This is a genomic window from Sulfurovum sp. MH2-6, from assembly GCF_058374785.1.
In genome coordinates this window covers 1,860,277-1,883,827 of record NZ_CM178170.1, presented here as the reverse complement: position 1 = coordinate 1,883,827, position 23,551 = coordinate 1,860,277, and the positions used below count along the sequence as shown (strand labels likewise).

Here is a 23,551-nt window from a genome sequence, read left to right as displayed (position 1 = left end):
GTTTCTATTCCTCTAAATTAAAGTGGAAGAATCATAACAAAAAAGAGTAAATAGTAGGGTAAATATGAGAATAATATAAAGAGAGGGAAGAAACTCTCTTTATAATAAAGGAGAAAAAGAGGGAATTAATCCATCTGTTTTCTTAGGAAAGTAGGTACATCAAGGATATCTTCATTGTCATTGTATCCACCTACAACCATTTTCGAACGGAGGTTATTGATATTGTTTGTTGTCGTACCGCTGCTGAGGAGTGTTTCCTGTTTTTTCACAGTTGGCTCACTGATCGCATCCTTATCCTCAAAACCGGTAGCAACGATAGTGATCTTCACTTCATCCGGTTCCATGTTTACATTGGTCGTTGTACCGAAGATCACCGAAGCATCTTCATCTGCACTCTCTTCAACGATTCCCATCGCTTCACCGATCTCCATAATTGGGTAATCCGGGTGAATATCGAAGTGAACAAGTACACCCATCGCTCCATCAATGGAGATATTGTCAAGAAGAGGGGACTCGATAGCTGCTTTTGCCGCATCATATGCAGCATTTGTACCTGTCGCGTATCCTGCACCCATTAGTGCAAGACCTCTATGGCTCATCACCGTCTTCACATCGGCAAAGTCAAGGTTGATATCATTCTCACCGTGAGAGAGGATCACCTTTGAGATACCGCCAACTGCCTGTGCAAGGATATCATCTACCATTCTAAAGCTCTCTTTGATACCAAGATTCTTCTCTACGATAGAAAGAAGTTTCTCGTTTGGTACAACAATGATAGAGTCACTCTCTCTTTTAAGCTCTTCAAGACCCTCTTTTGCAAGTTTAGCTCTCTTGCGTCCCTCAAATTTGAACGGACTGGTGACCACAGAGACAGTTAAAGCACCAACCTCTTTAGCCGCCTGGGCAATGATCGGTGCTGCACCGGTACCGGTCCCCCCGCCTAGACCTGCAGAGATAAATACGATATCTGATCCCGAAAGCATTGATTTGATATCTTCAAAACTCTCCAGGGCAGCTTCTCTACCTTTTTCAGGAACCATACCTGCACCCAAACCTCTTGTTGCATTGATCCCCAGCTGCATTTTATAAGGTGCAATCGAGCTGTCAAGTGCCTGTTGGTCTGTATTGGCTACGATAAGATCAATGCTGTGTATCCCTTCATTGATCATGTGGTTAATCATGTTTCCGCCACCGCCACCGACACCGATAGCTTTGATCTTGGCACCATTTGTCGTTGATTTCGCTTCAGTGATCTCTATCTCAAAATCTTCCATTTTTTCCTCCTTTATTTGATGTAAACCTTAGTTTAAAAAAGCTGTTTCGCCCAATTTACAAACTTCTTTACCGGATGATTGTTCTCTTTCCCGATGTCAGGGAGATCATCAAAAATGACATTATCTTCCTCTTTTCTCTCCTGATCCGGTTCAGGTTCGATCTGGACTCTTTTACGCTCTTCTCTGTTTTCGTTTTTTTGTGAGATTCTGATATCTCCGAGGTCATCTTTCTGGACGCTTTTGGAGTGCAGTAACTTCTGCTCGAAGTTGATCTCATATTCGGTGTGTCCGCCTGCACTGTAAAGTATCAATCCCACAGCAGTGGAGAACTCAGGTGTTTTCAACTCCTCAAAAAGTCCGTCTATCTTCTCTTCGTTGGGATATCCTACACGTACAGGCATTGTCGGGAAAATGGACTGTGCCAACTCTCTGATACCCTTGAGTTTAGTCATCCCTCCGGTAAGGATGATCCCTGCACCGATCTGCTCTCTGAGCGCACTTTTGTCAAGTGACTTGGCCAAAAGCATCAAGGTCTCTTCCACACGTGCAAAGATAACGGAATGTACAATATCCAGAGAGACACCGTTACGGCTCTCTTCATCCCCGATAATAGGAAGTTCGATGACTTCATTGCTGGTCTCACTCAGGTTACCGTGGCGTATTTTGACATTTTCAGCGATTTGCAGAGGTGTATGCAGTGCCATAGAGAGGTCATTGGTAATATGATTCGATCCTACTCCCAGGAAGTCATTGTATCGGATAGAGTTACCTGTATGGATCACAAGATTACTTGTCTGCCCACCAAGATCGATCACCGCTACACCAAGCTCTTTTTCATCTGCATCCATCGTAGCGATAGCTGAAGCATATCCGCTGAGCACAATGCCCTCGATCTCTACCCCCGCAGAACGCACCGCTTTGGTAAGATTGGAGAGATTTGATTTTTGGGTCATGATGATATTGACATCGACTTCAAGTCTGCTTGCATTCATTCCGTACGGATCTTCGATAAAGTCCTGATCATCTACTTTGAAGTTGTATGGAAGCACATGTACGATATCAAACTCATTGGGGATGTTCGCATTGTAAAGTGCGGTTTTCATCACCCTCTCAAGCTCTTTGATAGAGATATCCTTGTGAGGGATATTGACTACACCGGTAGAGTTCAGACTTTTTGCATAAGCATTAGAGATAGATACGATAGCTGAAGAGATATTGCTGCCTGAGATGCGTTTTGCATCATTGAGGGCTTTTTTTATCGACTTTGATGCAAGTTCAATATTGGTAATGGCACCTTTTTTTACCCCTTGGGATTTTGTGATACCATGACCCTGTATCTGGACTCTACCATCTTTGATTTCAGCTATGATCGCACATATATTAATGGAACCGATATCTATAGCTAAAACTGTCTTATTCAATTTGTCAGTCCTTGTACATAAACTTCGACTGGATATTTTTTGTCAAGTGTTTTAAGGAAATTATTTTCAAAAATGCCTTTTTTTAACTGGCTTACTGTCTGCTCGATCAATGCACTCTGATTTTCATCTGCCGACATCACTTTCTGCTCGAGTATACTATAGATGACAACTTTATCCACTACACTAATCATACCCTTTTCTTCGGTCGATGTAAAGAGTTTTTGGACAAATTGTAAACTTTCTTCTAAATTTAACGGAGCAAGATTGACATTTTGTTTCAACGTAAGGAATTCGGAGGTTGTCGTGTTGATATCATCAAAGTTCTGCAGTGTTTTTTCAGCAAGAGCGACAAGACCTTTTTGCTGCATCTCTGCTCTATAGATCCCTGTAACTTCCTCTTTTGCCTCCTCAAAGCTTTTGACTCTTGGTTCGACCACTTCTTCGATCTTAACCGTTGCATAACGATCCGAAACCACTTTCGGTTTGATGATCTCTCCTGCACTTTTTTGCAGGATCGCTTCCCATGCTTCCTGGGAGAGTCTGATATCATTGACAGGGAGTGTCAATGTCTCACTGCTTGACACCTCTCCTTTTTTAAAGGCGATATAGGCTTTTTGCGCCGATTTTTTGCTCTTTTTGAGTTTCAGGTCACTGGTGACACGCTCTCTTGCTGCTTCAAATGCGAGTTGTTTTCCTTCTTTATCAGTATAGTTGAAACTGTTCTCGTTAAAGTGTTTCTGCAGTTCATCCTCTGTCACTGCCGTATCTGTAGTCTCTGTCCAGAGGATAGAAAGCTTATACGCTTTTGGCGTCATAAAATTGTTTTTCTCTTTTTCCCAGAAACTTTGAAGTTCGCTCTCCTTGATCTCCACTTGAATATCATCAAATGAAAGCACTGTATATGCGATCTTGTCAGCAATGTTGATGGCTGAAGAGACGACCTTCTTCTCAAACGGCAGCGTATCGGCTTTGAGCAGATCAAGTGTTTTTGCGATAGTGAGCTCTTCTCTTAACGTAGATTCAAATGTTTTTGCTGTCATTCTTCGGCTTTTCAGGTATTGGTCATAGATCTTTTTACTAAACTGCCCGTTCTCTTGAAAAGACCTGATACCTTGGAGTACTGTTGCTACTTCCTGATCTGAAACGATAATACCGTTCTCTTTTGCAAAGTTCAGTACTTTTGCCTGTGTAGCGATTGTCGCAAAAGCTTGTTGTACAAGTCCAAGCTCTTTTGCTTTTGCTTCATCAAGTTGTCCCTGCATTTTTTGATTGTAGTCATCATAGATATTACTGTAAACCATATTGAGCTTGTTTTGAGAAATCTCAATCTCGCCAACTTTGGCTACATTTCCGGCCTTTGATCCGAAACTATAACTTCCCCATCCTACAAAACCTGCACCGATGAACGCTATGGTGGCTACCCAGATCGTCCATACAAGATATTTATTGTGCTTTTGCATCCAACTTATCATACTTCATCTACCTTCAATCGAAAAATTTGTACAATATTTTATCCAATATAAATTAAAAGGGCAGCGTGTAAATTAAGATGTTATCTAAAAACAGTGAAATGATGAATAGGGACCTTGAAGTGATATGGCACCCTTGTACACAGATGAAAGATCATGAGACTTTACCTTTGATACCGATCAAGTCCGGGAAAGGGGTCTATCTCTATGATTTTGAAGGAAATAGTTATATTGATGCGGTAAGTTCATGGTGGGTGAATCTCTTTGGCCACTCCAACGCCTATATCAATGAAAAGATCAAGGCACAACTTGAAACACTGGAACATGTATTGTTGGCAGGTTTTACCCATGAACCGGCCATAGAGTTGGCGCATAAACTTGTAGATATCACTCCCGGTGGGCTCTCCAGGGTTTTTTATGTAGATAACGGTTCAAGTGCTGTCGAGGCAGCACTGAAAATGAGCTACCATTGCCATCTTAACCAGGGAAAGAAGAAAGCGGTTTTTCTCTCATTGACAAACTCCTATCACGGAGAGACGATCGGTGCTTTGAGTGTGGGGGATGTCGCACTTTACAAGGAGACCTACGAACCGTTGCTGATCGCAAACAGGCAGGTGCCGGTACCGGCAGATCAAAGCGAAGAAGCTGCGAAGGAGGCACTCAAAATACTTGAAGAGGTACTGAAAGAGCAAGCCGATGAGATCGCTGCATTGATCGTCGAACCGCTTGTACAGGGGGCGGGAAGTATGCATATGTATCACCCCTTATACCTCAGTGGTGCCAGAGAGCTGACCAGGAGATATGGTGTGCATCTGATCACGGATGAGATCATGACCGGGTTTGGAAGAACAGGGAAAATGTTTGCCTGTGAACATGCCGGTATCTCTCCGGACTTTATGACACTTTCGAAGGGGTTGACAGGAGGGTATCTTCCGCTCTCTGTCGTGATGACAACAGATGAGGTTTACACTGCTTTTTATTGTGACTATAGCGAATATAAAGCCTTTCTGCACTCCCATTCCTACACAGGAAATCCGCTTGCCTGTGCAGCCGCACTCGCAACACTGGAGCTTTTCGAGAAAGAAGATGTGATCACTATGAATGAAAAGAAGAGCCGCTATATCATGGAGCGGGCCGAAAAGATCGGAGAGCTTTCAAATGTCAAAGAGATAAGACAACAGGGGATGATCACTGCGATCGAACTCAAAGGGTACAGTGCAGACGAGAGGATTGGCCTCCGTGTCTATCAGTATGCCCTGAGTCAAGGTGTCTTGCTCAGACCTTTGGGGCATGTCGTTTACTTTATGCCGCCGTATACGATCTCTTATGAAGAGATAGAGAAGATGGTCGATGTGGCCTGGGAAGGTATAGCAAGCGTCAGGGAAGAGGCCTAAAAAGAGAAGAGGCCTCTCTCTTTATTGAGACGTTCAAAATGTTTTTGGGCCCGCTTGATCCCCAACTGCATCGCTTCTTTATAAAGCGCTTTGGCCTTTTTTCTGTTTTTTTGGGTTCCGATACCATGTTCGTAAAACTGTGCAAGGTCACAGATCGCTTCGGGGTATTCTTTTTCGGCCAACTGTTCGATCCTCTCAAAGGCTTCAGCTATATTTTTTTCAAACAGTCTTCCTTTGAAAAGTTCCCTGGCCAAGATCAGTTGTCCAAACGCATCTTCGGTCAGTCCTGATAGGAGGAGAAGTTCCGCTGCTTCGGCTCCTTTGGAGTCGATCGCCTCTTCTGCCAGCTTTAATGCCTCAATCACCGTTTTCTCTACATCAGTTTTTTTATAGCCGTGCTCATCGCTGATCTGGTCGATCCACTGCTCTACAGAGTCGTAAAGCTGCGTCGTGCTTGTAACCGGAGGATACTTCTCAGAGGCATCATGAAACTGTTCCCTGATAGAAAAGATAGGACGGTATTGTGTCTGGTCATCCTCTCTATCAACGGTATCACCTGATATATCCTCTGTTTTGGACGGTACGGTTTCTTTTTCCTGAGCTGTTACGGTTTCTGCTGTCGTTTCACTCTCTTCCTCTTGCGGGGAGAGGCTCTCTTCAGTCGTCTCTTCTGAAAACGATTCATCCTGCAGTGGTGCGGTGATCACCTCCTCTGCTAAAAAAGTATCTTCTGAAGTGGTATCCGTTATCGGGAGTGGTTCCTGCGGCTCTTTATCACTTTCGGAAACCGTAGCCTCTCCATGAGAGGAGAGAGGCACTTCGGTCTCCATGGGTTCACTCTCATCCATCTCAAGGAGTTTGTCAAAATCAACCTCGGACGGATCCTTCTTCTCATTTGAAGCGACACGCGAACGCTTCAGGTATTGATTGATATCTACGATTTCACTCTTCTCTTCACTATGGTTATCTGTGATAAAAAGATCAAATTGATCGATCAGCTCCTGTTCTCTCCGGCTGTAGCTCTCTTCCTGCTTTCCGTTTGAGACACGTTGATGCACTTCCTGTATCGGTGCATCGATATAGGCCTGGATAAGATTTTGGGCCTGAGCGTAGCTTTCCGACTCCAGGGCATCAATGATCTTTTGAATCTGTAGGTCTTCTTTAAGAAGTCTTAATTTGGAAATCTGTTGTTGAATCGTTTCGATATCGGTCATCGATATAGCCAGTTTGATGATACTTAGTCGTTTTTGGGTCTGATTCATATTATTGTCCGGTTTACAATTTGTCAAAGTGAGTTAGAGTATAGCAGAAGTAAGTTTACAGTTATGCGTGTGATGCTGTCACCCACGGTCTAGAAAAAATTGCTCATCTTCTCCGTTCGGATTCTCTAAGTTTCTATACACTGAACCAAATATCTTACAGGTTTGCACTCAGTGCCAAAAGTCTGCAGGAGTTTTCCAGTACAGCAACTTTTTTTGCCATTTCCGTGATATCCCGGTCATAAGAGATCACACCAAACCCTTTGATCAGCATCAGATGGCTCTCGTGATTCTGAAAAAATTTGGGAATCTCATACTGTGCCCTTTCCATCCAGTCATCTACATTTCTGGGATCATAGATGATGATATCTCCCAATACTTTTTTGCCATGATAGTCCTGAGGAGAGACTTTCCCGTGCTTAAGGGAGTAGGCAGTGGCATAGGGCGGCATGGTAAAAGAGATATATTTGGCATTGGGGATCGTTTCATAGATATGTTCATGGATATACACATCCTGGCTCGCTTCAGACCACCGATAGTCTCTTTGGCTGTAGTCCAGTCTGACCATGCAGTTCTCTGTCACTTCATCCAGGATCGTATCTTTACGGTTGATGATAAATTGGTTGATAGAGATACGCGCCGAGATCGAACCGTGGTACACACTAAAGAAGTTTTTGTTGAACATTGAGAGTGAAACGTGTTGGATCTCTTCGATCAGGTGTTTATCCATCGCTAGCAACCTTTATTAGGAATATTTTGTTATTATAGCATTGATATTTTAAGGGCATGAATCATGCTTTCTCCATATAAAGGTTTATTGTGCAGACTCCCCATATCCCCGTTTTGCTTGAAGAGGTTCTAGAAAGTTTCAAAGAGATCAAAGAGGGGTATTTTGTTGATTGTACCTTGGGGTATGCCGGGCATAGCTCTGAGATGTTGAAACGCTATGATCATATAAACCATATCGGGATCGATAGGGATGATGAAGCGTTAGCCTTTTCCAAAAAAAGACTGGAACCGTTCGGTGAGAGAAGCAGACTCTACAAAGGTACGTTTGCCACGGTATTTCCTACGCTGACTGAAAGCCCTATTACAGGTGTTTTGGCAGATTTCGGTGTCTCCTCTCTGCAGCTTGACAAGATGGAGCGGGGGTTCAGTTTTAACTCCGAGACACTTGATATGCGTATGGATGCTACAGCACCCCTGAGTGCTTACGAGGTGGTCAACGAATATCCAAAAGAGAAACTGGAGTATATCTTTGATATGTACGGCGAGGTCAAACCCTATAAAAAACTGGCTGCTGCAGTAGTAGAGAGACGAAGCCGGGCACCGATCAATTCGGCCAAAGAGCTGGCCCAGATCGCGGTAGAGGTGTTGGGGAGTCATGGCAAGATACACCCGGCTACCCTGATGTTTCAGGCGATACGCATTGAAGTAAACAATGAACTCGGAGAGATCGAGGGACTGTTGGATGCGTTAGAGGCTAAACACTATAAAGATGAGATCGTTTCGTTGATTACCTTTCATTCTCTTGAAGACAGGTTGGTGAAAAACCGCTTTAAAAAGTGGAGCACCTCCTGTATCTGTGACCCCCAGGCGATGCGATGTACCTGCGGGAATGATCATGATATCGGAAAACCGATCAAGCGTAAACCGATCACTGCAGGAAAAGAAGAGCTCAAGATCAATCCTCGCAGCCGTTCGGCAAAACTGAGAAGTTTCAGGTTTAAAAAGAGTAGTTAATGGCTGTAAAACGAAAAAGTAAAGCGCCTAACGGTATTACTTTTAAAATGGTGATGATCATTGTGATCTCTATGGCGATCGTGCTGATACTGGGGATGATAAAGATCTACCTGAGCAACCAGATCTATTATGAAAGCAGGGAGGTCAATCGCCTGCAGCAGCATGTCTCCGTACTGAAAGTGGAAAAACAGCTGCTTGAACAGAAGGTGGAAGCACTGAAGTTTAAAAACAGGGTGACCGATACGATCTTTGTGATCAAAGAGGATGAATAGCATGATACGTGCCTTTGTTACTTTTGCGATAGACAGACCTATTATCAACCATATACTGCTGGTTTTTATGCTGCTGCTCTCGATCTTCTCCTATCAGAATATTCCAAAAGAGATCTTCCCCCCGGCAGAACTCGATCAGGTGAGTATCACAGGCGGCTATCCGGGTGCCAGTGCGGATGTCCTTGATAAAATGGTAGTCAAAAATATTGAGGATGAGCTGGGGAGTATCTCCGAGATAGACAATATCGATACGATGATCCAAAACGGGCTTTTTTTTATCAACGCGGATATCAAAACAGGCAGTGACAACCAACTTGTCCTCAGTGATGTCAAGGATGTCATCGCGACGATCAGACGGGATCTCCCTTCCGATATGGATGAACCTGTAGCGAAGATCGCGGTGCAGGATTTTCCTTTGCTGCTGGTAGCGATCTCGGGTGAACGTCCGCAAAAAGAGCTTTTGGATATCGCAGAGGAGATCAAAAGCAGGTTAAGTGCCTACAAGGACCTTAGCGGAATTACGATACGCGGGGATGCCGATGATGAGGTACTGATCCATGTCGATGAACAGAAACTTCTTGCATACGGTCTGCCAAAAGAGGCGGTATTTCGTACGATCGGCACACTCAGTTCCATTTTTCCTATAGGAACGATCGAACAGAAAGGTAGCCACCTCTATATCTCTACCATCAACGGTGAAAAAAGTGCCAAAGCCCTTGAGGAGACACTGATCACTGTCGGAGGTAAACGTCTGCGTCTGGGTGATATTGCCAAGGTGAGTTTCGGCTTGAGTGACAGCAGTGAGATATCCCACTTCAATGGTGTACGTAATATCTCTGTCAATATCAATAAAACCAAAGAGGGGAATGCCATCGCATTGAGCAAAGAGATCAAAGCGATGCTCTCTGAAGTACAGAAAGAGTATAACGGGATCACTCTGGAAGCCTATACCGACACCTCTATCTGGATCAAAAACCGTCTCAACCTCGTCTCTTCGAATATTCTTTTTGGATTGATCCTGGTCTTTCTGGCGCTCTTTATGAGTGTGAACTACAAGATCGCTGCCGTGGTAGCGATCGGTATCCCTGCCAGCTTTATGATCACCCTTATCGGAGCGGATCAGATCGGCTACAGTCTCAATATGCTGACACTGCTTGGCGCACTCATTGCGCTGGGAATGCTGGTCGATGAGGCGATCGTTGTCGCGGAAAATATCTTTAGGCATATGGAGATGGGTAAATCCCCAAGGCAGGCAGCCATTGACGGATCCGTGGAGATGTTCCCTGCGGTACTTACTGCTACGATGACAACGGTATTTGCCTTTCTGCCGCTACTGATACTGAGCGGGCAGATGGGGATGTTTATGAAGGTGCTGCCGGTGATGATCTCTATCCTGCTGCTCAGTTCACTCTTTGAAGCATTCTATTTCCTCCCGCTTCACTCCAAAGAACTCTTCAGTATGAAGGACGCGGACCAGAAACATAGCAAAAACGACTTTTGGATCCGTATGGATCGTATCTATGAACGGATACTGGGCAGAATGCTGGCTGGGAAGAAACGCTCGTTGGCACTCCTGGTAGGGGGGATACTACTGGCTACCGTGGGGATGATGAGTATCACCAGGTTTCAGCTTTTTCCCGAGTTTGACTCGACTCAGATCTATCTGAACGGTAAAGTCGATGTCAACTACCAGCTGGAAGATACAGAAGAGGTTGTGAGCCAGATCGAAGCAGAACTGCTTAATTATTACGGTGAAGGGGAGGTCTCCTCTATCACCTCTGTGGTTGGGTTCTTTCTTAACTCTGATCAGACCTTTGAGAGCGGAGACAATCTGTTCCATATCTTTATCAACCTGCATGAGAAGGCACCGGAGAATTTCTTTGATAGCTATTTGAACCCTATCTTTTCTCTGGAGTATGACGGAAGTGATATGATCAGGGCAAGAAAAGCGCAGGAGATCGCTCAATCCACACAGAAAGAGGTGATCAACAGACTGAGAGAACTCAAAGCACCGAATGGGGAGAAGCTTTTCAGCCAGATCAATCTTTTCGTTCCCCAGACAGGGATCGTGGGACATGATATTGAGATCGGTTTAAGCAGTGTCGATGAAGCACAAAAGCTTGAAGCCCTGCAAAGGCTCAAAAGCGAGCTGTCAACGATAGAGGGCGTATTTGATATCGCCGATGATGCAAAAGAGGGGGTCAGGGAACTCAAACTTCGTGTCAATGAATATGGCCAGATGCTGGGGATCACCGAAGCCTATGTCACTTCTGAGCTGAAAGGGATCTTCCTGAAAGGCGAGTACGGAAAGATGTTCGATGAGACAGGTTTGGTCCGTCTGCGTATAGAAGACCCCAATAAAGACAAACGTATGGAGGTCTCCTCTATCACGTTGACGACACCCGACGGGCTGAATGTGGTCCGGTTGGATGAGGTGTGTGATTTCACCTATCAGAAGAGTTTTATAAAGATCTTTAAAGAGGATGGAAAGCGGGTCAGCAGTGTGACGGCAAGAGTGGATAGCAACAAGGTCTTGGCAACAGAAGTGATGGCAAAGATCAGACCTCTGCTTGAAACATTTGAGAAAGAGGGCCTGAAGGTCATTATCAAGGGAGAAGAGAAAGAGAACAATCAGATGAAAAGGGAGATGACACAGGCTGCACTTATCGCTGTCTTTCTGATCTTTATCTCTCTGGTGTGGATGTTTAACTCTCTCATATTGCCGCTTATCATCGTCTCAACGATACCGCTCTCCATTGTCGGAGCGTTGATAGGGACCTACCTGATGGGGATCAACCTGACGATGCCCGGTGTGATGGGGGTGATCGGACTGGCCGGCGTGGTGGTCAATGACGGGCTTATTATGCTGAGTTTTATCAAGGGAAGCAAGAATACTGCAGAGTTGATGGAGAAAGCCGGACACAGGCTCAGACCGATTTTGCTCACTTCTGTGACGACGGTACTGGGGCTCTTTACGATGATCTTCTATGCGAGCGGGCAGGCGCTGATCCTGCAGCCTATGGCGATCTCTCTGGGATTCGGTATCGCGTGGGCCACTGTGTTGAATCTCTACTATGTCCCGTTGATGTATGCCGTGATCTACAAAGTGAAAAGTGACAGTTAAAACATTTTGGTTATAATATCTTTTTTTAAGAGAACCGGAAGAATATAGTAGAGAAACTATAAGGAATAAAATATGAATATTTTTGATGATGATGATGCATTTGTAGGAACCCCTAGATCCAACTACTTTTCTATTGCAAGAACAGCAAACCAGAACATCGTTGAGATGGAAGTAGAGAAGATGTTCAGACGTCTGGCTGTTGCAGAGAAGATGCTGGAAGAAAAAGGCTTGGAATCGGAGTATGAGCAGATGATCAAAGACACTGTGATTGATCCTGAGATCGATAATGGTGTGAACAGTATCTTCATCGAGCTTGTGGGTAATATCGTTACGCAGTGTGAATAAGGATAAAGTTTAGTGTTAAGTGCAGTTGAGAGAAAGATAGAACAGTTCATAACCGAACTGGGGGACAAGGAGGTAAGCACGCTTTATGCAAAGCTTCCTGCAGGTAAAAGGCTGAGAGCAAAGCTCATTCTAAAGATCGCAGGCAATCACTTGACCGCAGTGAAGACCGCAGCAGTCGTAGAGATGATCCATGCAGCCAGCTTGTTGCATGATGATGTGATCGACGATGCCTATACCCGCCGTAACAAACCTTCTCTCAATGCACTTTATGGAAACAAAACAGCGATCATGCTGGGGGATATCCTTTACTCCAAAGGTTTTTTTGAGTTAAACAATATCAGTACCGAGGTTGCCAAAATCGTCTCCAATGCCGTTGTGCAGTTGAGCCTTGGTGAACTGGGAGATGTTTCACTCTCCAAAACTTTTAATGTGGATAAGTCGCGTTACCTCAAAATGATCTATCAGAAGACCGCTTCATTGATAGAAGCGAGTGCCGGTGCCGCAGCGGTACTCGCAGGTAAACCGAAAGAAGCCTACCTTACCTATGGACGTAATTTAGGTCTGGCATTTCAGATGATCGATGATATCCTTGATATCACACAGGATGCTGAAACTCTTGGGAAACCGGCACTGCATGATTTCGTAGAAGGAAAAACGACGCTGCCCTATATCTACCTTTATGAGGCAATGACGGATGAAGAGAGAGTCAAACTTGAAAGTCTGCATGCCAAAGTATTGAAACCCGAAGAACAACTGTGGATACAGGCAAAAATGAAAGAGTATCACATCATTGAAACATCTTATCTTGAGGCTAAAACGCTGATAGAAGAGGCAATTTCGTTGATGAGTGCTCACGGTGAAGCGTCACTGGCAGGTATCGCTAAAGAGATGATCGAAAGAGAGTTTTAATGTACTATCAGGTGATGAGTTTTTCGCACAAGAACTGTGATCAGGCTTTCAGGGAAAAGTTGGCTTTTGCCAATGACGAAGAGAAGAAGCAGATGCTTGAGCAGCTGGTTTCATTTGACTATATCAGTGAAGCATTTATCGTCTCTACCTGTAACCGCGTGGAGATCGTGTTGGCCACCAGTGACAACTTCTCAAGCTACCATACCCTACTGGGACTGATGAGTCAAAAGAGCGGTCAGAACTTTTATGAGGTTAAAAATGCAGCGAAAACCTATGATGATGATGAAGCGATCAGCCATATCTTCAGTGTTGTCTCTTCACTTGATTCTCTTGTGATCGGTGAGTCACAGATCACCGGTCAGGTCAAAGATGCATTTAAACTCTCTGTAGAGCACGGAACAGCAGGAGAGAAGCTCAACCGTGTCATCTCTTATGCGCTTAAATGCGCGGCTGAAGTGCGTAATGCCACCAATATCTCCCAAAATCCGATCTCTATCGCTTCGGTAGCGGTGGCACAGGCACATAAACTTTTGGGCGAGCATATACAGGGGATGACAGGTGTGGTCGTAGGTGCCGGCGAGATGGGTGTACTTGCCGCAAAGCATCTGCTCAGAGTAGGGTGCGATGTGGTCTTTATCGGGCGTGACCTCGAGAAAGTACAAAAAGTAGCCGACTCCCTGGGGGAGAATGTCAAAGCCGATACGATGGAGAATCTGTCAAAATATATCAACCGTTATAAACTGCTTTTTGCTGCAACCTCTTCACCTGAACCTGTTATAAGCAATGGATTGATCGAAAACAGAACGATCCCAAGGGTCTGGTTTGACATGGCTATTCCCCGCGACATCGAAGATATGGATCTTGAGAAGCTCAAGCTGTTCCGTATCGATGATCTGCGTGAGATCTCTAAAAGTAACCACTCTTTGAGAGAAGAGAAAGCCTTAGAGGCTGCTGCGATCGTAGATCGCTATAAAGAGGAGTTTTACGGGTGGCTGAGAGCACTCTCTATCGAGCCGGTGATCAAAGAGATGAGGTCACAGGTTGCTACTGCGATAGAGAATGAATTGGGACGTGCGATCAAAAAAGGGTTTGTTCCTGCGGAGTATGAATCCAATATGCGCAAAATGGCAGAACAGATGTTTAACCGCTTTTTGCATGATCCTACCCAAAATCTGCGACACTCATCAGCGGATAAGAAAAATGCCAATGCGATCGAAGCAGTGAAAAAAATGTTTGATATAGAGATAGACAGATGCGATCTGGCACTTTATAAAGATGATCATCATACAAAAGGATACGAATCGTGAGATTTACACAACTACTGATACCGACAACAAAAGAGACGCCAAATGATGCAACACTGGCGAGTCATATCTATCTCATCAGGGGTGGATTTATTCAATCTGTCGGAGGGAGCGGACTTTATAACTTTCTGCCGCTTGGTAAAAAGGTACTTGACAAAGTACAAAGAGTGGTCAAGGAGGAGCTGGACAGAGCAGGATGCCAGGAGGTAAGCCTCTCGATGGTGACGCCTGCGTCATTGTGGCAGGAGAGCGGACGTTTCGAGAAGTACGGTAAAGAGCTTTTGCGTTTTAAAGACCGTAAAGACAATGACTTTGTACTCGGTCCGACCCATGAAGAGATGATGGTAAACCTTGTCCGACAGACGGTAAAAAGCTATAAGCAACTCCCTTTGAACCTCTATCAGGTCAACCTCAAGTTCCGTGATGAGATCAGACCGAGATTCGGTTTGATGCGCGGACGGGAGTTTTTGATGAAAGACGGTTACAGTTTCCACAGCTCTGAAGAGGATATGAAGCGCGAGTTTGCTCTGATGGAAGAGACTTACAAGAAGATCTTTACCCGTCTCGGTCTTGAATTCAGAGTCGTAGAGGCAGACAGCGGTGCGATAGGCGGAAGCGGATCCAAAGAGTTTATGGTACTGGCAGACAGCGGTGAAGATACGATCGTTGTGTGTGATAGTTGTGAATACGGTGCCAATATCGAAGCGGCTGTGCGCCAGCCTAAAAAATGTGATGCGGAAGCACCTGAAGCGACATTTGCAAGGTTCCATACGCCTGAGGTCAAAACGATCGAAGCGCTGAGTGCATTTTTCAAGGTGGATCCATACTATTTGGTGAAAACCGTAGCCAAAAGAGCACTCTATGATGAGGGTGAGAGCAAGATTGTACTCTTTGCACTGAGAGGATCGGATGAACTTCAAGAGGTCAAAGCGTGTAATGCCGTCAATGCTAACGATCTTGTCGATGTATCCGAAGAAGAGCTGGCTGAAGCAGGGTTGATCGCCGGATTTATGGGACCGACCACTGCACCTGAAGGGATCACTGTCGTGTATGACAATGAGCTAAAAGATGCAAGCTCTATGATCTGTGGGGCGAATGAGAAGGACTACCACCTTGTCGGCAACAACTTTGTAGGGATCGAAGCAGACTTTGATGATCTGGTAGCAGTGCAGGAGGGTGATATCTGTACGTGCTGCGGCGGTACATTACGCTATACCAAAGGGATCGAAGCAGGACATATCTTCCAGCTCGGTACCGTCTATTCTGAACCTCTCGGATGTGAGTTCCTGGATGAGAACGGGAAAGCCGTTCCTATGGTGATGGGGACCTACGGTATCGGAGTGAGCCGTCTGCTTGCAGCGATCATCGAACAGAACCATGATGATAAAGGGTGTATCTGGACAAAAGAGTCAGCGCCGTTCGATCTTCATATCCTTGTTTCCAATATAAAGGATGAAGCGCAGTTGGCTTTGGCTGAAAAACTCTATGCTGCAATGAAAGCCAAAGGTGTCGATGTGATCCTGGATGATCGTAAAGACCGTTTCGGTGCAAAGATGAAAGACTATGAACTTCTGGGTATCCCGCATTCTGTAGTGATCGGGAAAAAACTTGCTGAAGGGAAAGTGGAGTTCGTCACACGTAAAGAGATGCTCAAAGAGGAGGTATCTGCTGAAGAGATCCTCTCTCTGCTTGAGGAGAGATTTTAACCATGCCGATCTTAGTTGCGATTCCATTTTTGCTGTTGGAGCTTTATCTCTCTTTAAGTGTAGGTGAGAAGATCGGTTTTTTATGGTCAGCAATATGGATCGTAATAACGATCATCATCGGTATACAGCTTTTGAGACTTTCACCCTTCGCGGTGATGGGTAATCTCGAGGCTGTCAAACGCGGGAAACTAAGTCTTCAGGGGTTTCACAGCGTCAGTACCTCCTACTTTATCGGGGCGATTCTGCTGATCATTCCCGGGGTACTGACGGATATTCTTGGAGTTTTTGCGTTACTTTATACAATTTATTTGCAATTTATCGCTAAAATAACCCCTGAACAAACGAACTATCAATCAGAAAAACAAGGAGAAGATAATGTCATTGATGTCGAAATTATTGACGAGTACACTGATCGCAACCCTCGCCCTTAATGCAGGAAATGGTGCCGATGAAAAAGAATTGCTGAAATATGTGAAGAAGCATGTAGTACTCAATCCCCAGGTCGAAGTACAGGGGCTTACAATCATTGAAGAGACTTCTCATTCTGAACTTCCCGGTTGGAGTGTCTATCTGACAACAATGAACTTGAAGTATCAGGGTAAAGAGATGAAGGCACCTGAGACTATCTTTGTCAAAGACGGATTGGTGACAAGAAACCTTGTCAGCCTTAAGAACGGAAGAGATTACCGTAATGAGATCAAGCCGACTGTATCAGATAAGTTCTATGATGATGCACACCTGATCTTTGGAAATAAAAATGCTGCCCATAAAGTCTTAATATTCTCAGATCCTCAATGCCCATTCTGTCAGGATGTGGTTCCAGATATCATGAAAGCGGCTAAAGAACATCCTGATACATTTGCACTCTACTATTACCATCTGCCTTTACTGCGTATACACCCTGTTTCGGATGTACTGACGCGTGTGATGCACGTGGCACAGCATGAAGGGAAAATGGACATCTTGCCAAAAGTCTATGCGATGAAGATCGATCCTAGAGAAACGGATACGAAAAAGATCCTTGCTGAAGTGAAAAAGCAGACAGGATACAGTGTCACAGAAAAGCAGGTTGACGCACAAAAAGTCAAAGATGCGATGAAGGCGGATTCAGATGCAGCGAGTGAGATGATGGTCAGCGGTACCCCTACGATCTATCTGGATGGTAAGTGGGATAAGATGAGAAATAAATATAAAGAGTTTATCAAGTAATGGCAGAGAAATTAATCATAGCGACACGTGCAAGCCAACTGGCACTTTGGCAGGCATACCATATCAAAGAGAGGGTCGAAACAACCTTTCCGGGCGTGGAAGTAGAACTCAACGAGATCACTTCACAGGGGGACAAGATCCTTGATAAACCTTTGGCACTGGTAGGCGGTAAGGGGCACTTTACCAAAGAACTAGAAGATGAGATGCTCGCAGGTCATGCACACCTGGCTGTACATTCACTTAAGGATGTACCGACGTATATTCCTGAGGGGCTGGAGCTTGTAGCGATCACGGAACGTCAGGATCAAAGTGATGTTTTCCTCTCACATAAGTATGAAAACCTGGATGCACTCCCTCAAGGGGCCGTGGTAGGAACAACAAGTCTGAGAAGACGTATGCAACTCCTGCAAAAACGTCCGGATCTCACAGTAAAAGATCTGAGAGGAAATGTCAATACACGTCTTCGAAAACTTGCAGAAGGTCAGTATGATGCCATCATTCTGGCTTATATCGGACTTCACAGACTCGATCTGCTGAAAGATATCCCGTATGTGGAAAAACTCAACTTTATGATCCCTCCGATGGGACAGGCTGCACTGGGTATCGAGATCGTAAGCAATAACGAGAGAGTTCGTGAGATCGCACTAAGCCTGAATGATGAAAAGAGTTATCTCTGTACGAAGCTGGAGAGAGACTTTATTTCGAAGATAGGTGCAGGGTGTTCGGCTCCTGTTGCCGTGAATGCAACGATGGACGGTGAGGATATCACGATACAATCGATGCTCGGTTACCCTGACGGGACCAATATTCTTGAAGCCTCCATGTCTACACAGATTGAGGCTTGTGAACATTTGGGCGAAGCGCTTGCCAATGCCATGATAGAAGATGGTGCCCTGGAGATCCTCAGTAAGGCTGAAGAGATCGCTTTTAAAGATGAGATGCCGCAAAGACTCTAATGCTTCTTTTAAAACCTGAAAGAGAGTATATTCCTCTTTGAGGTAACCGCTCACAGCTATTATCTTAATAACTGTGAGAGATAAACACTCCATTTTACTCCCCGATTGACTACTATATAAATATTTCAACAATATGATATCTTGAAGAGCCACAGTATTCTATTTTTATCATTGAATTTTAATGATAACGGAACTGACCCTACAGATCTAAACACCAAACACAATTGTGCTTGGTGGAATATGCTCTGTTGGATGTCTCTATTTATAGATGTTTTACTCTAGTATCTAAAGGAAACTTGGTTAACAGGGATGGCTCATATTTGGCTATCCTTGTACTGTAAAACTAATCCGGTTCTGCTATAATTTTTTCAATCATAATAGAGTTGATACATTTATAGTAAGAAGGATAGATATGAAAGATGTGGTTGCTTGGCTGAAAGAGCATGGAAATTTAAAGATCATTGATGAGCCTCTGGATGTTGAGCTTGAGATACCGCATGTTGCCTATATCGAAGTGAAAAAAGAGGACTCCCGTCCACTGCTCTTTACCCATCCTGTCAACAGGGCCAAAGGCATTACCTACGATATGCCGGTACTTATGAATATCTTTGCCAACAAGCAGATCACCGAAGATATCTTCGGCAGACATCCCGATGAAGTAGCAGAGGGTATTGATGAGTTATTGAAGCTCAAGCCTCCGAAGGGGATCGCGGCAAAACTGAAAATGCTTCCGAAACTTTTTAATCTCAAAAATGTTTTCCCCAAACGACTCAAAGGAAAGGGAGAGTGTCAGGAAGTTATCTATACGAAAGAGAACGTCGATCTGGACAGCTTGCCTATACTGAAGACCTGGGAAGAGGATGGCGGTCCCTTTATCACCATGGGACAGGTTTATACCCAGAGTCTTGATGGTCAGATGCAGAACCTGGGAATGTACAGACTTCAGCAGTATGATAAGAAGAGGCTGGGTATGCACTGGCAGATCCATAAGGATGCCTCTCACTTTTTTGATCAGTATCAAAAAGCAGGGAAAAAAATGCCGGTGACTGTGGCGATAGGTGGCGATCCGCTCTATATCTGGTGCGGACAGGCACCGATGCCTCACGGTATGTTTGAACTGCTGCTCTATGGATTTGTACGTAATGATAATGCCAGATTGGTGAAATCGATCACTAACGATATCTATATTCCCGAAGATGTAGACATCGTCATCGAAGGTTTTGTTGATCCTGAAAAGATGGAGATCGAAGGGCCGTTTGGCGATCATACAGGTTACTATACACTCAAGGAACCTTTCCCTGTCCTGGAGGTGGAGACCATCACAACAAAATCAAACCCTGTCTTTGCTGCAACAGTGGTAGGTAAGCCTCCTCTTGAGGATAAATATATGGGATGGGCTACCGAAAGAGTTTTCCTCCCGATGCTTAAACCGATGGCCCCGGATCTGATCGATTATAATATGCCTGAAAACGGTGTGTTCCACAACCTGATACTCGCCAAGATGAAAACACTCTACAAAGGCCATGCACAGCAATTCATGCATGCGTTCTGGGGAGTAGGGCAGATGAGTTTTGTCAAACATGCGATCTTTGTGGGAGAGGATGCTCCCGAGCTGGAAGCGTTTGAGGCATTGAGTGCGCATATCCTAAACAGATTGGATAAAAGCAAAGTCCTGATCACGCAAGGGGTGGTTGATCATCTGGACCACTCTTCTCCTGAACAGTTTGTCGGGGGTAAACTTGGTGTGGATGCAACAGGTGATGAGGTTGCCGAAGGGATAGCTCTCCCGCTCAGTGACAGTGAACTCTTGGCAAAGATGCAGGAGATCGACAGTCATATCATTGAACTCAAACAGTATATGATAGATACGAAAAATCCTCTCTGTGTGATTACCGTAGAGAAGACGAAGTCTATATCGGATGACTGGGAGAAGATCGATACACTTAAAGATCATATCAAGGTGTTGGTGATCGTGGATAAGGCAAATAACGATATCGAGGACCCTTATATGCTGATTTGGCGTGTGGTAAACAATATAGATGCACAAAGAGATGTGAAGCTTTCTCCGTTTATTGTCATAGATGGGACAAATAAAGGTATAATAGACGGATACGACAGGGAATGGCCCGGCGATACACACTGTACCAAAGAGGTGTTGGATCGGTTGCAGGCCAAAGGTATCATCGATATCGATGAAAAATTTATTAAAAGGTTTGGGTTATTGCCCTTTCATTGAATTAAGAGTAAATTAATCTTATTATGATAAACTTACTTTGTTAATAAAAATTATCAATAAGGAAGTAAAATGCTAGTAACTAAAAAAGCTCCTGATTTTACAGCAACTGCTGTACTTGCAGATGGTTCAATCGTAGAAGATTTCAATCTTTATGAAAATCTTGGTGAAAAAGGTGCAGTACTTTTTTTCTACCCGCTTGACTTTACATTTGTTTGTCCATCAGAGATCATCGCATTCTCTCACAGAGCTAAAGAGTTCAGAGAAAGAGGTATCAATGTAATCGGTTGTTCGATCGATTCTCAGTTCAGCCACTTTGCATGGAGAGAGACTCCGGTAGAAAACGGTGGAATCGGTAGAGTTGATATGCCGCTTGTAGCAGACCTTAACAAGCAGATTGCAAGAGACTACGATGTACTTCTTGATGAATCAGTAGCACTTAGAGGTTCTTTCCTTATTGATGCGGACGGTACAGTAAGACATGCAGTGATCAACGACCTCCCACTTGGTAGAAATATCGATGAGATGGTTAGAATGGTTGATACAATGCTATTTACTAACGAGCATGGTGAAGTATGTCCTGCTGGTTGGAACAAAGGCGACGAAGGTATGAAAGCTGACACAGCTGGTGTAGCCGAATATCTTGCAAAACACGAAAAAGATTTATAATTTAAGCTATAACTCAGCTTAGCTGGGTTATAATACGCGCATAACAAACGTTACTTTTACGTTACATAACGTGGAGGTAATGCTTTAGCTTCTTCTTCGGCACCCCTCTTCCCCTTTTTAGTCGGAGTAAGAAGCTAAACCATTACTTCCCGTCTTTTTATATATGCGCTTTGAAGGATACAAGATGACTGATCATGTAGCACTACTCAAAGACAGCGGACTCAAAGCAACTTTTCAACGTATAAATATTCTAGAAACGATAGAAAAATACGGTCATATCACTATCGATGCGATCTATGAAGAAGTTTCCAGAATCCATGCCTCACTCTCACTTGCGACTGTGTATAAAAACATTCTTTTAATGGTAGAGAAGAAGGTACTCGTAGAGGTTCCTGTTGCGGGCCAGAAGTCAAAATATGAGTTGAAGAAAGAAGATCATATCCACCTGGTATGTACTGAGTGTGGGATGGTTGAGGATAAGCCTCTTATCAACAGCGTAGATACGCTGATAGAGGATATGACAAAAGAGGAGAAGTTTGCCTTAAGCAGTGAGCAGATCAACCTTTACGGTGTATGCCGTGCTTGTCAGGAAAAAAGAGATCAGCAGGCGGCAAGCTAAATATATTTAGCTTTTAAAGAGTGCTGATCCCACTCTGACAAGATTTGATCCGCACTTGATCGCAAGTTCATAATCCCCGCTCATACCCATAGAACAGATACTCGCTCCCTCTTTTTGTACCTTGTCATAGACGGCATAGGTATCTTCAAAACTTTTCTGTATCACTGTTTTATCCTCTGAGTGTGCACCGATCGTCATAACACCTTTGAGGTTGATGTTTGGACAGGTCTCTTTGATCTGCTGGTAGATATCATAGGCCTGCTCAGTTGATACCCCTGATTTTGTCGCTTCTCCTGCTGCATTGATCTGAAGGAGGGCACTCATCGTTTGCTCTTTTACTTCCAGTTTTTTATTCAGCTCTTCAGCCAGTTCGATACTGTCAAGCGAGTGCAGCAGGAACGGTCGAAGGTCAATCAGCTTGTTGATCTTGTTCTTCTGCAGAGAACCGATCATATGCCACTGAAGCGGAAGTTCTTCAAGCAGTTCCATACGTTGTGCCAACTGTTGTACCTGGTTTTCCCCGAAAGCCCTTTGTCCAAGCTCATAGAGTGTTGCGATATTTTCGATCTCTGTATATTTACCGACACCTACCAGCTGGACTATGTGGTGTTCGCTGACAGAGATACGCGCCTCTTCGATCTTCCAGATCACTTCATCAAGGTTTCTTCTTAACTGTTCTTTATCAAGTATCATTGTGTTTTCCTTCCTTATCCCATACGTATGGTAGGGATTTCTATCCTCTCTTAATAGAAAGAATTTTAGCAGAAATAATACTAAAGTGCCAATATGGTGACTGGTATCATTAAACTACTACTGAAGAATCTTTTGTTTCTTAATTTTGAGAGAGTGTGAAAGTGAACCTCAGTAGGGTGGTTTTTAAGCCGATGTTGTGTTATCGATATAAAAGTTTATAGGTATATAACGATATTTCGGCTTCCGGTGAGCTTAAAATACCTATACTACTACAATTGCTATTGTCATACATTGTAATACGGGTAATATATATGCTCCTTGAATGAAAAAGTCACTCGCTTCAAAGTGCATATACTTTGACCAATGTTTTGTGTAGAAGTATGGATAAAGGATAAATTGTATTTTTTACAACCTTGCGATGAAAAGACTCAGAACAAACACAAAAAAAATAGTATATACTTTCTAAATCAAAGGTAGTAGGGGAAAATATGTCAGAAAACAAACCGCAACTCATTTTATTTACTATAGGCTTATTGCTCATAGGATGGCTCTTTTATTTTGTAAATATAAAAGATTCTCAGCCTCAAATAGAGAATAATACTGATATAGTAAAAGCGATGAACCCTCCTCTCAACGATAAGTCTGAACATAATAACTTAGCTTCAAGTAAACCTCAAGGGACAGCTGAAGCGTCCAATTCAAATAGATATGAAGCAAAGTCTTATAAAGAGGTATTCAAAGCGACCCCAGAATCAAAAACTATGATAGAGAGATTTACAGAATCCGAAAAGATAGATCGATTAAAAGAAGAGAGTGATGCATTGATCGCAGAAGCAAATGCCAGAATAAAAGAAAAGAACCTGAGAACCAATAACACTCCTCCATCTCCTGAAGAGCTGGAAAAACTGCAAACTAAAATTGAGTCAATGAGGAACTAGCGTAATTTTACTAT

Annotated in this window: 21 protein-coding genes; 15 read left to right on the top strand and 6 right to left on the bottom strand. The window is 43.9% G+C overall.

Annotated elements, in window-relative coordinates:
* Positions 1-125: 125 nt before the first annotated feature.
* Genes ftsZ through AC4JOV_RS09590 form a run of 3 tightly spaced genes read right to left on the bottom strand, consistent with a single transcriptional unit; the run spans position 126 to position 4,155 of the window.
* Positions 126-1,274, bottom strand: a complete 1,149-nt coding sequence (gene ftsZ, locus AC4JOV_RS09600) for a cell division protein FtsZ (protein ID WP_229937799.1) — start codon at positions 1,272-1,274, stop codon at positions 126-128.
* Positions 1,275-1,306: 32 nt separating this feature from the next.
* Entirely contained in the window at positions 1,307-2,695 is a 1,389-nt protein-coding gene (gene ftsA / locus AC4JOV_RS09595; protein WP_229937800.1) for a cell division protein FtsA, read from the bottom strand.
* Positions 2,692-4,155 carry a peptidylprolyl isomerase gene (locus tag AC4JOV_RS09590; RefSeq protein WP_491522142.1) on the bottom strand — a complete coding sequence of 488 codons (1,464 nt, stop codon included), beginning with the start codon at positions 4,153-4,155 and terminating at the stop codon, positions 2,692-2,694. Before AC4JOV_RS09590 ends, ftsA begins: the two co-directional genes overlap by 4 nt.
* A gap of 110 nt (positions 4,156-4,265) precedes the next feature.
* Here AC4JOV_RS09590 and AC4JOV_RS09585 point away from each other — a divergent pair, with 110 nt between their 5' ends.
* Complete coding sequence (locus tag AC4JOV_RS09585) at positions 4,266-5,558, top strand: adenosylmethionine--8-amino-7-oxononanoate transaminase (RefSeq protein ID WP_229937802.1); 1,293 nt, start codon at positions 4,266-4,268, stop codon at positions 5,556-5,558.
* On the opposite strand, the gene AC4JOV_RS09580 is transcribed toward AC4JOV_RS09585, so the two are convergent.
* Positions 5,555-6,847 (bottom strand): tetratricopeptide repeat protein, encoded by a 1,293-nt coding sequence (locus AC4JOV_RS09580; RefSeq protein WP_491522141.1) that lies wholly within the window; start codon positions 6,845-6,847, stop codon positions 5,555-5,557. The genes AC4JOV_RS09585 and AC4JOV_RS09580 overlap by 4 nt on opposite strands.
* 127 nt (positions 6,848-6,974) lie before the next feature.
* The gene (locus tag AC4JOV_RS09575) at positions 6,975-7,547 is read right to left on the bottom strand and encodes a class II aldolase and adducin N-terminal domain-containing protein (RefSeq protein WP_229937804.1); all 573 of its coding nucleotides are present in this window, start codon (positions 7,545-7,547) and stop codon (positions 6,975-6,977) included.
* Between the two features lie 89 nt (positions 7,548-7,636).
* Here AC4JOV_RS09575 and rsmH point away from each other — a divergent pair, with 89 nt between their 5' ends.
* The 13 genes from rsmH (at position 7,637) to AC4JOV_RS09510 (ending at position 21,906) form a co-directional block, all read left to right on the top strand.
* Positions 7,637-8,560, top strand: a complete 924-nt coding sequence (rsmH, locus tag AC4JOV_RS09570; protein ID WP_229937805.1) for a 16S rRNA (cytosine(1402)-N(4))-methyltransferase RsmH — start codon at positions 7,637-7,639, stop codon at positions 8,558-8,560.
* Positions 8,560-8,832: a hypothetical protein gene (locus tag AC4JOV_RS09565; RefSeq protein ID WP_229937806.1), complete on the top strand. Its 273-nt coding sequence runs from the start codon at positions 8,560-8,562 to the stop codon at positions 8,830-8,832. Before rsmH ends, AC4JOV_RS09565 begins: the two co-directional genes overlap by 1 nt.
* 1 nt (position 8,833) lies before the next feature.
* Positions 8,834-11,956 (top strand): efflux RND transporter permease subunit, encoded by a 3,123-nt coding sequence (locus tag AC4JOV_RS09560; RefSeq protein WP_229937807.1) that lies wholly within the window; start codon positions 8,834-8,836, stop codon positions 11,954-11,956.
* A 72-nt stretch (positions 11,957-12,028) separates the two neighbouring features.
* Positions 12,029-12,301 (top strand): DUF2018 family protein, encoded by a 273-nt coding sequence (locus tag AC4JOV_RS09555; RefSeq protein ID WP_229937808.1) that lies wholly within the window; start codon positions 12,029-12,031, stop codon positions 12,299-12,301.
* A gap of 12 nt (positions 12,302-12,313) precedes the next feature.
* A complete protein-coding gene (locus AC4JOV_RS09550; RefSeq protein ID WP_229937809.1) occupies positions 12,314-13,210 on the top strand; it encodes a polyprenyl synthetase family protein in 897 nt (298 codons plus the stop codon).
* Positions 13,210-14,517: a glutamyl-tRNA reductase gene (gene hemA / locus AC4JOV_RS09545; RefSeq protein ID WP_229937810.1), complete on the top strand. Its 1,308-nt coding sequence runs from the start codon at positions 13,210-13,212 to the stop codon at positions 14,515-14,517. The genes AC4JOV_RS09550 and hemA overlap by 1 nt, the downstream gene beginning before the upstream one ends.
* On the top strand, positions 14,514-16,220 hold the full coding sequence (locus AC4JOV_RS09540) for a proline--tRNA ligase (RefSeq protein WP_229937811.1): 1,707 nt from the start codon (positions 14,514-14,516) through the stop codon (positions 16,218-16,220). Before hemA ends, AC4JOV_RS09540 begins: the two co-directional genes overlap by 4 nt.
* 2 nt (positions 16,221-16,222) lie before the next feature.
* Complete coding sequence (locus AC4JOV_RS09535; protein ID WP_229937812.1) at positions 16,223-16,651, top strand: FxsA family protein; 429 nt, start codon at positions 16,223-16,225, stop codon at positions 16,649-16,651.
* Entirely contained in the window at positions 16,605-17,429 is an 825-nt protein-coding gene (locus AC4JOV_RS09530; RefSeq protein WP_491522140.1) for a thioredoxin domain-containing protein, read from the top strand. Before AC4JOV_RS09535 ends, AC4JOV_RS09530 begins: the two co-directional genes overlap by 47 nt.
* Positions 17,429-18,385, top strand: a complete 957-nt coding sequence (hemC, locus tag AC4JOV_RS09525) for a hydroxymethylbilane synthase (protein ID WP_229937814.1) — start codon at positions 17,429-17,431, stop codon at positions 18,383-18,385. Before AC4JOV_RS09530 ends, hemC begins: the two co-directional genes overlap by 1 nt.
* 412 nt (positions 18,386-18,797) lie before the next feature.
* Positions 18,798-20,621 carry a menaquinone biosynthesis decarboxylase gene (locus tag AC4JOV_RS09520; RefSeq protein WP_229937815.1) on the top strand — a complete coding sequence of 608 codons (1,824 nt, stop codon included), beginning with the start codon at positions 18,798-18,800 and terminating at the stop codon, positions 20,619-20,621.
* Between the two features lie 69 nt (positions 20,622-20,690).
* Positions 20,691-21,287 (top strand): peroxiredoxin, encoded by a 597-nt coding sequence (locus AC4JOV_RS09515; RefSeq protein WP_229937816.1) that lies wholly within the window; start codon positions 20,691-20,693, stop codon positions 21,285-21,287.
* Positions 21,288-21,471: 184 nt separating this feature from the next.
* Positions 21,472-21,906 carry a Fur family transcriptional regulator gene (locus AC4JOV_RS09510; protein ID WP_229937817.1) on the top strand — a complete coding sequence of 145 codons (435 nt, stop codon included), beginning with the start codon at positions 21,472-21,474 and terminating at the stop codon, positions 21,904-21,906.
* 6 nt (positions 21,907-21,912) lie between these two features.
* Here the strand turns inward: AC4JOV_RS09510 and AC4JOV_RS09505 are convergent, their stop codons facing one another.
* The gene (locus AC4JOV_RS09505) at positions 21,913-22,599 is read right to left on the bottom strand and encodes a YggS family pyridoxal phosphate-dependent enzyme (protein WP_229937818.1); all 687 of its coding nucleotides are present in this window, start codon (positions 22,597-22,599) and stop codon (positions 21,913-21,915) included.
* A 488-nt stretch (positions 22,600-23,087) separates the two neighbouring features.
* Between AC4JOV_RS09505 and AC4JOV_RS09500 the strand changes: the two genes are divergently transcribed.
* Positions 23,088-23,537 (top strand): hypothetical protein, encoded by a 450-nt coding sequence (locus AC4JOV_RS09500; protein WP_229937819.1) that lies wholly within the window; start codon positions 23,088-23,090, stop codon positions 23,535-23,537.
* The last annotated feature ends 14 nt before the right edge of the window (positions 23,538-23,551 follow it).